A 12307-nucleotide genomic window follows, 5' to 3' on the forward strand; every position below is an offset into this window, starting at 1 on the left:
CCCATTCCCCATTCCCCATCAATCTAAAAAATAATTGAAAAATACTTTCAAGAGTGTTGACATTATTTTTCAATAAGTCTATAGTTATTTTCAGTGTTCTCCTCTCAAAGAAACAGTGTTCTCCTCTACATTCAGGAGGGCGTATCGGCGGGGTCTGGCTTATGGGTAAGCCGACTCCGATTTTTTTTTGAATTTTTTTGCATCAAGAGCGCCGTACAATGTATAGCAGCAGCCTGTAGCAACAGCCAGATTCGATCGATTCAATGACTTCAACTAAGACCGTGCAACCCCCTCTCAACCCGCCCAGTCAAGGGCGAGAATACGATGCGATCGTCATCGGTTCGGGAATGGGGGGACTCGTAACTGCCACCCAGCTTGCCAGCAAAGGGGTGAAGGTGCTGGTTCTCGAAAGCTACTTAATTCCGGGGGGAAGTGCGGGATATTTCGATCGATCGGGATATCGCTTCGATGTGGGGGCTTCGATGATTTTTGGTTTCGGCGACAAGGGAACCACCAACCTCCTCACCCGCGCCCTAGAAGCAGTTGATGTCAGTATCGAAACCATTCCCGATCCGGTGCAAATTCACTACCACCTACCCAAGGATTTGGAAGTGAAAGTCCATCGCGATTATGAGAAGTTTTTGCAAGAACTGGGAGATAAGTTTCCCCACGAACTCGATGGGATTCGCAAATTCTACGATGAATGCTGGCGCATCTTCAACTGCCTGAACTCGATGGAATTGCTTTCCCTCGAAGAAATTGGCTATTTGATGCGCGTCTTTTTCCAAAATCCCCTCGCTTGTTTGGGATTGGCGAAATATTTGCCCCAAAATGCCGGAGATATCGCCCGTCGGTATATCAGCGACCCGGAATTATTGAAATTTCTCGATATTGAATGCTACTGTTGGTCGGTGGTTCCCGCAGAACTAACGCCTGCGATTAACGCTGGGATGGTGTTTAGCGATCGCCACTACGGCGGCATCAACTACCCCAAAGGCGGTGTGGGACAAATTGCCCAGAAGCTGGCGGAAGGCTTGGAAAACGCCGGGGGCGAAATTCGCTACCAAGCCAAAGTTAAAGAGATTATCCTCGAAAATCGTCGCGCGGTGGGGGTGAAGCTGACCTCTGGGGAAGAATATCGGGCAAAACGGGTGATTTCCAACTGCACTCGCTGGGATACCTTCGAGAAACTGCTACCGCAAGACAAAATGCCGCCGTCGGAAAAGCGATGGCAGCAGCGTTATCAAAAATCCCCCAGTTTTTTAAGCTTGCATTTGGGGGTAGAAGCGTCGGTATTGCCCCCAGGAACGGAATGCCACCACATCCTTTTGGAAGATTGGCAACAGATGGAAGCTTCCGGGGGAACCATTTTCGTCTCGATTCCCACCCTACTCGATGGCGACCTCGCCCCAGAAGGCTACCACATCATCCACTCCTTTACCCCCTACACCATCGATACCTGGCAGGGGCTATCTTCCCAGGAGTACGAGGCGAAAAAAGAAGAAGCCGCCTGGGAAATTATCGATCGCTTGGAGGCGATTTTCCCTGGATTGGATGCGGGACTCGACTACATGGAAGTGGGGACTCCGCGCACCCATCGCCGCTTTTTGGGACGAGAGGACGGAACCTACGGTCCCATTCCCCAACGCAAACTGAAGGGCTTGTTGGGAATGCCTTTCAATCGTACGTCGATACCGGGGTTGTACTGCGTGGGAGATAGTACGTTCCCCGGACAGGGATTGAATGCGGTGGCATTTTCGGGGTTTGCCTGTGCCCACCGGGTGGCAACGGATTTAGGATTTTAGGAAATGGGGAAGTGGTTCCAGAAAGAGGTTTTTCTGCAGAACATGTTTTTTTGAGCAGTCGGGGATTTCACTTTAAATTTGCCACTACCGAAATTGCCCGATCGTTTTATCGAGCGTGTTTGAGTGCAAATCAAAACGTCGTTATCGAGGGAACGATGGTTGTGGATATTGGCTTTGGCGGTCGATTAAAGACGAGAGAGTAAAGTCGGGCAAGAGCGATCGTCTCATGATTCCTTCTTTTCCCGACGGGAAGGCGAAGAGCAAAATATGTGGGAAGCAACAGTGCCGCCGAATTCTTATTTGGTGATGGGAGATAATCGCAACAATAGCTACGATAGCCGTTGCTGGGGCACGATTCCCCGAGAATATATCGTGGGGAAAGCCACTAAAATATTTTGGCCGCTAAATCGGATAGGAAATGTCAATTGAGTCGAAAAACAAACAACATTTATATTGTCAATCCCTGTAATAATACTCACTCAAAAAATTGTGTTTTGAGAGCAAGGAGAGTTTGACCGGAAGAGCGATCGCATTTTTCCCTTATCTTCGCTGTAGTAGGGCTTTGGCAAAGATTTAGCGGTGAAGCGAATACAGCTATAAACCAAAGCATGTCTTTAAACTTGACAAAATCCTACCATGCTTGGGGAACCCTTGTAAACTCGTCGCTCGATTTGCGCAGAAGCGCCTCAAATTTTCCCTGAAATCGAGGCAAAACATTTATTTTTCTAATATTTTATTTGATTGACATCAATTTCAGTAATTTATTTCCACTTCAGCTCTGGCGAACCCATTCAGACAAACGTCATCCCCACAGACAACTTTTTCGAGGATAAGTATCTCCCCAGCGCTCTTTAATATATTGAACTTGCTGTTTTTGCCAGACAAAATACCAGACGAGTAAATCCAGGAGACGCAAGGCACTCCCAAGGATTAAACCATCACCGCCTTGAAAAAAAACGATTAGGGCGATCGAGTTGACACCTAAGCTAATATACAACCAAGATTTTCCATCTTTAATTTTTTGACTTTCGCCCAGGGTTCTCCAATTTTGCAAAATTAGCCAAGAACCCGCCACCGTTGTCAAAAAATAAGCAACGATTGCCGCAGATTCCGGATCGTACAGTGCTGGAACTTGCTCGGTTCGATGATTTTCCGATAAATGGGGGTCGTTGGAGGAACTCATTTTTTAACAAAAGATAATGAAACGTCGCCAGATTCTCCAATCGATCGCTTTAGGCAGTACCGCTTTCAGTGTATCGTTTTTGAATTCTCGATCGCATTCTATGACCCAATCAAACCCGAACTCTAGTCAGAGAAAGAGACCTCGCAAAATTTATGATTGGATTTTCCTTTACTGGATGCCCTACGATAACGATTTATCTCGTTTCGGCTCGGAAATAATCGAAGCGATCGCGAGTGGGATTCGATCGAAGAATATCTTAGTCGCCGTTGAAGCGGATTTTTTAGAAACCCCGAATCTAAAGCGATATATCCTCACTCAGGATAAAACGCAAACCCAAGAAGTTCCTATTTCTAATAGTGCCAGCGAATATGCCTTTGCCGAGTATTTAACCTGGGCGCGATCGCAATTTGAAGCAAAACACTGGGCGATTGTCTTTCTCGGACATGGTGGCAATACCGATGAAATTAGTCCCGATATACATTCGGGAGTCGATGGGAATTCTATTCAATGGATGAATATTCAAAGTGTTGCCGATCGAATTCTCGAATTTAACCAAAGCATTGGCGATCGCATCGAGCTATTCTTCTTCCAAAACTGCAACAAAGGAACTATCGAGGCTCATTCGACGATTTCAGAGGTTGCTCGGTACACCCTATCGTCCCAAAAACTGCTCGGCGCACCCAACTACTATTACCCCAACTTATTTCAATGGCTGGGGGAGAATCTAGAGAGTTCTGGGGAGGAAGTCGCGCGCAAAATTGAGGCATACGAACGCAGCAATATGTACGCCAGCTATACGGTGACGGATAATTCGAGGTTTTGCCAACTCAACGATTATCTCGTGCCTTTAATTGATTCGGTGTTAGCAGCGAACCTGGAAAATATCGAACTGCATCGAATTCCCACTTACGCTTATTTCGATGAATTCCAAGCCGATGCGATCGAATTTTTCACTGCGATCGTCGCACAGTCCAATGCCGAGGGAGAAACTTTAGAGCGTTTCATCGATTTTATCGAGCAAAGTACGATCCATTTACCCAATCCACAGGAAAATGCCCAAAATCTATCGGGGCTGGGTTTATTCGTGCCGACCCACCGGCAACAACTCGATCGATACCGAAATTGGCAAACCTATACCGATTTGAAGCTCATCGAACTTTTTGATGCCATCTTCGACTCAACACCTGTGTCCTTAACTCTATGGCAGGAACTTCTTCGGAAAAAATATATTTGATAATCCCGATCTGATTTTCTAGAGTGGGCAGTTTTTCGAGAGGCGGTTTCACTTGTTCGCGAGCCATCGAAATACTCACCGATTGCCAATGGGTTTTATATTTCAGAGAACAATAATGAGGAATGAAAAACTATCGGTCTATTTTGAAGCGAGTCGGCATTTTCCTAATCGCACTGGGTATTATCGATCTGGTGTATTTCTTCCATATCAGACCACCAGAAGGTCAGAGCTATTCATCTAGCTCGATTATTTTAACGATCGTCGGTGTCATGTTTCTTCGGGGCTACCTGCGTGCCGTTCCCTTCGTGATTGGGGCAACTGCCTTACTACTCTCTTACTTCGTTGGCTCTCTCTTGGTACTTCCCTTACAGCCTGCCCAACTTTTGGCAACTCAATGGAACCTCGAACCGGTGAATCTTTCCCTCTGGCTTCTCCACAAAATTGTTGCGATCGCGGCTTGTTTGTGGGTTTATATGCAACTCCAAACGGAATCCGTTCGACGAGCTACCCTTAAATTCGATCGTCTAACTCATCCGAAAATGCTCTTTATCCTTGGGTTCGCGTTTATATTACTCGTAGCGGGTTTCATGGAATTTACCCGGCGCAGCGAGACCGGCATTCAAGCTTTGGAAACAGCCCAGACTCAATATGGAAAAGACTACAAGTATTACCTCACCGGTATTCGCTGGCAGGGATCTCAAGTCAAAGCGAATTTAGTTGCATACAACGATCGAGAAATCAAGCCCGTGAAGGTCGAGTGGAACCGTCAATAGAAGATGGGGAACCTATCCGGACAAAATACGTTTTAGAAAGGAAGTGATACAATAAGTCCGTTTATCCGAGCGATCGAAAGCCCTATGACCTTTGCGAAGGCTACTCTCTCCATCCTATTTGCCGTTTCGCCCCTGATGATGAGCGCGAGTGCCGCAAGTACGAGCGTCGGTGTCGGCGCGGCATCCAAAGTTTCCAAGATTGCCCGAGAAAGTTGTCAGGTCGATTCGGCAGAGGGCGAGCCAACCAAACAGGTCAATCCCTGCGTTTGCTATCGCGAATCCACCGCCCCCCCCGAGATTCCCCCCCTCGAAGCCGCCCGCAACACCGACCCCTTCAGCGATTTAGACGGTCACTGGGCAAAGTACTATATTGAAGCCCTCGCCGACGAAGGCATTATTAGCGGTCGCAAGGATGGAACCTTCAAACCCGAAGATGCCATTACCTGGAAAGATTTAGCCACGTTACTCGAAAAGAGTTTTCCCGGTAGTTGCGCCTATCAACTCACCAATTTGGGTCAAATGCCTGCCAGCCACTGGGCGAGACAGGCTTTTAACGAAACCAACGCCAACGCCAAACTCAAAGCCAGTAAAGCCGAAGCCCAACCCAAATTCGATCCCAACCGCCCCATGTCCCGCGTGGAGTTGGTGGTTGCCCTCGTCGAAGGGATGAATCTGGCGGCCACCTCAGATATGAAAGGCACCGAATCCACCGCCTTTCGCGATGCCGCGCAAATTCCAAAATATGCCAAAAAAGGTGTTGAAATTGCCCTAGCCAATCACCTCATCACCCTCGACCCGGAAACCCCCTGGCTGTTTCCCAACCACGATGCTACCCGCGCCGATGTTGCCGCCCTCCTTTATAAAGGATTGGTGAGTAGCGGGGCGATGTATCCCGTCGCCGAAGAACTCGACGCCGCCAATACCGAAGGACAAGCCATCGAACCGATGTCCTTTGACGACATGGCAGATTTGTTTGCCAACTCCGATACCCCCGGTTCGATTGCCATCGGCATGGCAGAGGGAACCCGCACCGTAGACGGCCGCCCCACCGGCAACTACGGCGGACACCGCGACCCCGGTAACGGCAAGTGGAACCTGGGAACCTTCAGCTACCAACACGGGGCGCGCAATCCCCAGGAAGCGGATTTGCTGCAACTGCAACGACTGTATCCCCATATCGTCGCCCTGCAACAAACCGCCGAAGCCTACGGTATCGAACTCTCGGTGATGGAGTTGGTCGCCGGGGTCGATTTAGCCAACCAAGCCCCTCTGGCCACTCCCCACTACATCGGCTGGCTGCAACGGGCCTACAACTCCGGATACTCGGGGCTAGAGGCGATTTTAGAAGCGCGGTCCTATAGCTTCATCAATCCCGATACCGGACTGCTGGAAGCAGGGGGATTCCGCAACAACTGGCAAACCCTGCGGCGCGACCAAGCCCGTCGTCTGGCAGCAATGTACTATACCCTGCAAACCCACGGCATTATCGGGAGTAATGACATCAAGTCGGTCGAGGATAAATAGTAACGGTCGTGAAAACAGAATCCCCCATCTTCAAGACGGGGGATTATTGGGTTAAAAAGCCGCAAACTTAGCTTTTGAATATTCTGATATCTTGACTCGCGGCAACGCAGCATTTTTCTTGGGGAGAAGCATTTGGATACTTGATGTTGGATACGTCTAAATGCTTCATCCATCTGTCGCCAAGTCGGAATGGGGGATTCCCTAGTGAGTCAATGCTGCTTCTTTTTGAGATCGTTCGACTTCGCGGAGTTGTTTAATCGTTTTCAACTCTAATAGAAGGGTGTCAATTTCTGCGTGCAAGTGCAGAAACTCAATTTGTCGCTCTTTTGGGTAGACAGCGCGGACGGATTGTATCAAGCGGGTTTCAGATTGAGACGGGTCGGGACGAGAAGATTTAACAAGGGAATCAGATTTGGATAAGCCAGATACGGATGTTGACATACTCTAGTTTTTTAGTGATTTTTACCTAGTTATTATCAAAAACTAATTGTACTCCGATCTTATGAAATTGCTGCAACATTTGATGCATTTATTAGAGTTGGGATGACTGTCGAATGCCCTTTATCAAAGATGAAGTCTAGGATGGCGCGATTAAAAAAAAAATCCAAAAATATCGATCGAACCCGATCGATATCTGTTGCGAGGGAGTTTTTCCTCCCTCTTGGTTACTTTTCCTCAAAACTGACCCTAGGGGAGGCGATCGAGCTTTGGTAAACTGAAGGCAGGTTCTCATCTGATGCAAACCCGATCGCGAGCCTAGGTATTTTGCCCTTGAGGCGCTCGGCCGTTACACCCCAGATAAGATCGCCATCTAACACCTGTTCTTCCTGAATCGAATGACCATTAGTCTGCCTGGAATCGATCCCTATCCCGCCTCAGCGTCCCTGACTCACCGAGGATGGCCCGGCTTGATCGAGACCTATCGCCCCTACCTTCCCGTCAGCGATGCTACCCCCGTCGTCACCCTGCACGAAGGGAACACGCCGCTGATTCAGGTTCCCGGCATCGCCCGCGAAATTGGCAAGCAGGTCAATGTGTTTATTAAGTACGACGGTCTCAACCCTACCGGCAGCTTCAAAGACCGGGGGATGACCATGGCGATTTCTAAAGCGAAGGAAGACGGGGCCAAAGCGGTGATTTGCGCCAGTACCGGCAATACCTCCGCCGCCGCTGCCGCCTATGCCAAACGGGGCGGAATGCGGGCGTTCGTCATTATTCCCGACGGCTACGTGGCCTTGGGGAAACTCGCCCAGGCTTTAGTCTACGGGGCGGAAGTTCTGGCGATTAACGGAAATTTCGATCGGGCTTTGGATATCGTTCGGGAGTTAGGAGAAAACTACCCCGTTACAGTGGTTAACTCCGTCAATCCCTACCGATTGCAAGGTCAAAAAACCGGGGCCTTTGAAATCGTCGATGCCCTGGGGAACGCCCCCGATTGGCTGTGCATCCCCGTGGGGAACGCCGGTAATATTACCGCCTACTGGATGGGATTTCAGGAATACCACCAGCATGGAAAATGCGATCGCCTGCCGGTGATGCAAGGCTTCCAAGCCGCCGGGGCTGCCCCCATCGTCAACGGCAAACCCGTGGAAAATCCCGACACCATCGCCACCGCCATTCGCATCGGTAACCCCGCCAGTTGGGATCGGGCCGTCGCTGCTGCCAAGGAAAGCAACGGGTCGTTTACCGCCGTCACCGACGAGGAAATTCTCCACGCCTATCGCCTGTTGGGTGGTGAGGGCATTTTCTGCGAACCCGCCAGTGCCGCCTCCGTTGCCGGTTTGCTGAAAGTCAAAGATCGCGTCCCCACCGGGGCAACAGTGGTGTGCGTTCTCACCGGAAACGGTCTCAAAGACCCCGATACGGCGATCGCCCACAGCCAAACTCAGTTCAAACAGGGCATCGAGGCGAACTTAGAAGATGTGGCGAAAGTGATGGGATTTTAGGGATTGCATCCATCTTCAACGAGTATTTTCTCGATTCGATCGGGGTTAAAGTTGAGGACAACACTGAGAATAGAGTTATCGGATTTTCAAACGAGGTGTGTTTTTTTCAACCGCCAGATTAATACCGTGCGAGCCTCTCAATTGCGCTCGGTGAATCAATAGTCAGGGTTAGCGGCTCGATCGATTTCATTGCGTCCAACTCCAGCAGCTATTCCCCATGAACCTGAAAATTCTCCAAATCGTCCCTGCGATTTCCCTCGTCTACGGTGGCCCCAGCCAAATGGTACGGGGTTTTTCTGCTGCATTGGCGCGACAGGGGGTCGATGTCACGATTCTCACCACCGATGCCAACGGCGATATCGGTCAGCCGCCCCTAGATGTTCCCCTCGATCGCCCCGTCTGCGAACAAGGATATCAGGTTCGCTACTTTCGCTGTTCTCCCTTCCGCCGCTATAAATTCTCGATCGATTTACTGCGCTGGCTGTGGCAACACGCACCGGAATACGATCTCGCCCACATCCACGCCCTGTTTTCCCCCGTCAGCAGTGCGGCGGCATGGGTAGCGCGGCAGCGCAACTTACCCTACATTCTGCGTCCCCTGGGCACTCTCGATCCCGCAGACTTGCAAAAAAAGAAACAACTCAAACAGCTTTACGCCACGCTTTTGGAAAAAGGGAACATCGCTGGAGCCGCCGCCCTTCATTTTACCGCCGCTCGAGAAGCGGAAATTTCCGATCGCTTTGGGGCAACCACTCGAGATTTAGTCATTCCCCTCGGTGTCACCCCTCCCGAAGAATCCGACCCCCTCGACACTCTTAAATCCCATCTACCCAATCTCAAATTCGATCGACCCTGGATTCTCTTTCTCTCGCGCATCGAACCGAAAAAAGGTCTGGATTTACTGATTCCCGCTCTCGAAAAATTACTCAGTCAGGGGTTCGAGTTTCAATTTATCCTCGCGGGTAGCAATCCCCAAGACCCGGAATACGAAGCTCGAATCCAACAGACGATCGCAGCCTCTCCCCTGGCGAAATCTACAGCGATCGTTGGTTTTGTCACCGGAGATTTGAAATCCGCGCTGTTGCGGCAAGCGGATGTGTTCGTGCTGCCATCCTATTACGAAAACTTTGGCATTGCCGTTGCCGAAGCGATGGTTGCCCGGACGGCAGTGGCGATTTCCGATCGGGTGCATATCTGCGGCGAAGTGAGCCAATCGGAATCCGGTTGGGTGGGGTCTTGCGATGTCGAGTCCGTGGCCGGGATACTCCAATCCGCTCTCGAAAACCCCGAAGAATGCCAGCGGCGGGGAAGTCATGCCCGAAGGTATGCCATCGAACATTACAGTTGGGATGCGATCGCGCGCAAGACCGTGGCAGCGTATCAATCGCTCCTTGAAGCGCAAAACCCGTAATTGGCAAATGCGTCTCCCGGGTGTCGTTTTATATCCTCGAAGGGCGCGCGTATTTAGAAACGATACCTGGAGTTGAGTCCGGGCATTCTTCCCCAAATGGGCGCGCCCCCACAGAAGATTGTGGGTTAGGACATTCCCTGAATGATGTAATCAAAATAGGGAGCGGCAACGGCAACATCATCAGCACCGAGCAGCGCCAAAGATGCAGCTTTCAAACACCGCATGGCTTCCACCATTCCCGGCATGGGAACGCCCAGGGCATTATACATTTCCCGCGCGCCGATGAGACCGATGGTTTCGATGGGTTCCTTATCTCCAGCCAAAAGACCGTAGGTCACCAACCGCAAATACCAACCGTAGTCTCTCAGGCACTGTGCCCGTTCCTTCTGACCGAAAGCATTGCCGCCGGGGGCAATATATTCCGGACGCTTCCGCCATAGTTCTTGACTGGCTTTGTCGACGATTTTCTTCTCGTTTTCAGCAAGGGTTTCAACAATCTGCAACCGTTGCGCGCCAGTTTGCATGAAAGACTCGATGCTGCGCAGTTCCCCCTGACTGGGATAGCGCAGCTCGTCATCGGCTTTTAGGATAACTTGACTAACGACACTCATAATTATTGGAAGTATTTGAAGATACTATTGTAGGGGCACAGGCATTCGGCGATCGACTTTCCAATCGAGTTTCCAACAACCGATGGGGATCGATCCGAACGATCTCGCCCTTCCATTAAGTAGTTTAGCGACTTTAGGAGCCAGAACGAAACTCATGCAGGTCTCCAACTCTTCGATCCCCCCAGAATCAACAGAATTTTGGCAGCAGGGTCAAATTCTCGAAGTCGCTATTGAAGATTTAACCGATACCGGAGATGGAGTCGGTCGCTCGCACGATCGCGTTGTCTTCGTTCCCGATACCGTACCGGGCGATCGCGCTTTAGTTCGCCTGGTGCGGGTCAAACGCCAATATGCCCGCGGCAAACTCCACGAACTGCTCGAAGCATCTCCCCACCGACAGCGACCCCATTGCATCGTCGCCGATAAGTGCGGGGGCTGTCAGTGGCAGCAGATTCGCTACGATTACCAACTCCAAGCCAAATACCACCAAGTCACGCAAACCCTCACCCGCATCGGCGGTTTGAGCGATCCCCCCGTCGATCCCCTGCCAGTCTCGAGCGAAGAACTGGGTTATCGCAACAAAGTGACCTACCCTTTCGCCAGATCGAGCCAAGGACGGGTGCAGGCGGGATACTATCAAAAAGGCTCCCACAAACTCGTTAACCTCAATCAATGTCCGGTGCAAGACTCGCGACTCGATCCCTTACTCGCCCAAGTCAAACAAGATATTGAGACTCGGGGATGGTCGATTTATAACGAAGCCGAAAATCAGGGCAAACTCCGCCATCTTTCCCTACGAATCGGTCGTCGCACCGGGGAAATCTTGCTAACCCTGGTGAGTCGATCTCAAAAACAGTCCGGACTTGAAGAACAAGCCACCCAATGGATGGAACGCTATCCTGAGTTGGTGGGAGTGTGTTTGAATATCAACAGCGATCGCACCAATCGGATTTTGGGTTCCCAGACGCACTGTATCGCCGGACGACCCTATTTGCACGAACAGTTTGGCGATCTGACGTTTCAACTGCGATCGGATACCTTTTTTCAGGTAAATACCGAAACGGCCGAATCCCTCTTACAGGTGATTATCGATGAATGGCAACTGCAGGGGGATGAGGTCTTGCTCGATGCCTACTGCGGCATCGGTACGTTTACCTTACCTCTGGCTAAACGAGTGCGACGGGCGATCGGTTTGGAAAGTCAGCCCTCTGCGGTAGAACAGGCGCAGCAAAACGCCACCCTCAACGGAATCGAGAATGTCACGTTTTACCAAGGGAAGGTGAAAACTTGGCTTGCGAGCTATTTAGAGGAACGATCTCTAGATGGCAAAATTGCGACGGACGCTCCCATCGAGCGCGTGTTACTCGATCCGCCCCGTAGCGGCTGCGATCGCTCGGTTATCGATTCTCTGCGGCAACTGCGACCCCAGCGCATTGCCTATATTAGCTGCAAACCTGCCACCCTCGCTCGCGATTTGAAGTTACTGTGCCAAGGAGAAATCTATCAAGTGCGCAAGGTTAAACTGGCAGATTTCTTTCCCCAAACAGCTCATGTTGAATGTGTGGCTTTTTTGGAACGATGTGAGTGAGGAATTTTAGATTTTGGATTTTAGATTTTAGATTTTGGATTTGATAGCGTAACCCCTCCGCTTTGCTTCCCCCGCAGTCGATCGACACGATCGAAGAAATAAGTACTTTCCATTTCCCGTTCTCCATTCCCCATTCCCCTTCCACATCTAGGGTTTTAGATCGTTGAGATTAGGCGTGATTTTAGATTTTAGATTCTTAATGTTCCCTCAATCTTTGATGGCGATCGTTCCG

9 protein-coding genes and 1 pseudogene are annotated in these 12307 nt (G+C 50.4%); 8 read left to right on the forward strand and 2 right to left on the reverse strand.

Features of this window, described 5'->3' with window-relative positions:
* Positions 1 to 263 precede the first annotated feature (263 nt).
* Both crtH and lepB read left to right on the forward strand, forming a co-directional pair.
* Complete coding sequence (gene crtH, locus AC2215_RS06940) at positions 264 to 1805, forward strand: carotenoid isomerase (protein WP_486809237.1); 1542 nt, start codon at positions 264 to 266, stop codon at positions 1803 to 1805.
* Between the two features lie 252 nt (positions 1806 to 2057).
* Positions 2058 to 2234, forward strand: a pseudogene (gene lepB, locus AC2215_RS06945) (signal peptidase I); the annotation flags it as partial.
* A 373-nt stretch (positions 2235 to 2607) separates the two neighbouring features.
* Here lepB and AC2215_RS06950 read toward each other — a convergent pair.
* Entirely contained in the window at positions 2608 to 2988 is a 381-nt protein-coding gene (locus AC2215_RS06950; RefSeq protein WP_486809238.1) for a hypothetical protein, read from the reverse strand.
* A 175-nt stretch (positions 2989 to 3163) separates the two neighbouring features.
* Here AC2215_RS06950 and AC2215_RS06955 point away from each other — a divergent pair, with 175 nt between their 5' ends.
* From AC2215_RS06955 to hpsP, 5 genes are all read left to right on the forward strand, one after another.
* On the forward strand, positions 3164 to 4222 hold the full coding sequence (locus AC2215_RS06955; RefSeq protein WP_486809239.1) for a clostripain-related cysteine peptidase: 1059 nt from the start codon (positions 3164 to 3166) through the stop codon (positions 4220 to 4222).
* A gap of 122 nt (positions 4223 to 4344) precedes the next feature.
* A complete protein-coding gene (locus AC2215_RS06960; protein WP_486809240.1) occupies positions 4345 to 4995 on the forward strand; it encodes a hypothetical protein in 651 nt (216 codons plus the stop codon).
* Between the two features lie 84 nt (positions 4996 to 5079).
* The gene (locus AC2215_RS06965) at positions 5080 to 6519 is read left to right on the forward strand and encodes an S-layer homology domain-containing protein (RefSeq protein ID WP_486809241.1); all 1440 of its coding nucleotides are present in this window, start codon (positions 5080 to 5082) and stop codon (positions 6517 to 6519) included.
* Positions 6520 to 7355: 836 nt separating this feature from the next.
* Positions 7356 to 8465 (forward strand): threonine synthase, encoded by a 1110-nt coding sequence (gene thrC / locus AC2215_RS06970; RefSeq protein ID WP_486809242.1) that lies wholly within the window; start codon positions 7356 to 7358, stop codon positions 8463 to 8465.
* A gap of 217 nt (positions 8466 to 8682) precedes the next feature.
* Positions 8683 to 9876, forward strand: coding sequence for a hormogonium polysaccharide biosynthesis glycosyltransferase HpsP (gene hpsP / locus AC2215_RS06975; protein ID WP_486809243.1), 1194 nt, complete (start codon positions 8683 to 8685; stop codon positions 9874 to 9876).
* 125 nt (positions 9877 to 10001) lie between these two features.
* Here hpsP and AC2215_RS06980 read toward each other — a convergent pair whose 3' ends face one another.
* Positions 10002 to 10487 carry an allophycocyanin gene (locus tag AC2215_RS06980; protein WP_486809244.1) on the reverse strand — a complete coding sequence of 162 codons (486 nt, stop codon included), beginning with the start codon at positions 10485 to 10487 and terminating at the stop codon, positions 10002 to 10004.
* Positions 10488 to 10641: 154 nt separating this feature from the next.
* Between AC2215_RS06980 and rlmD the strand changes: the two genes are divergently transcribed.
* On the forward strand, positions 10642 to 12075 hold the full coding sequence (gene rlmD, locus AC2215_RS06985) for a 23S rRNA (uracil(1939)-C(5))-methyltransferase RlmD (protein WP_486809245.1): 1434 nt from the start codon (positions 10642 to 10644) through the stop codon (positions 12073 to 12075).
* Positions 12076 to 12307: the final 232 nt, after the last annotated feature.

This window comes from Zarconia sp. (assembly GCF_057467645.1).

Coding starts and splice junctions, on each gene's coding strand:
- crtH (WP_486809237.1), top strand. CDS start 264: ATGACTTCAACTAAGACCGTGCAACCCCCTCTCAACCCGCCCAGTCAA.
- AC2215_RS06950 (WP_486809238.1), bottom strand. CDS start 2,988: ATGAGTTCCTCCAACGACCCCCATTTATCGGAAAATCATCGAACCGAG.
- AC2215_RS06955 (WP_486809239.1), top strand. CDS start 3,164: ATGCCCTACGATAACGATTTATCTCGTTTCGGCTCGGAAATAATCGAA.
- AC2215_RS06960 (WP_486809240.1), top strand. CDS start 4,345: ATGAAAAACTATCGGTCTATTTTGAAGCGAGTCGGCATTTTCCTAATC.
- AC2215_RS06965 (WP_486809241.1), top strand. CDS start 5,080: ATGACCTTTGCGAAGGCTACTCTCTCCATCCTATTTGCCGTTTCGCCC.
- thrC (WP_486809242.1), top strand. CDS start 7,356: ATGACCATTAGTCTGCCTGGAATCGATCCCTATCCCGCCTCAGCGTCC.
- hpsP (WP_486809243.1), top strand. CDS start 8,683: ATGAACCTGAAAATTCTCCAAATCGTCCCTGCGATTTCCCTCGTCTAC.
- AC2215_RS06980 (WP_486809244.1), bottom strand. CDS start 10,487: ATGAGTGTCGTTAGTCAAGTTATCCTAAAAGCCGATGACGAGCTGCGC.
- rlmD (WP_486809245.1), top strand. CDS start 10,642: ATGCAGGTCTCCAACTCTTCGATCCCCCCAGAATCAACAGAATTTTGG.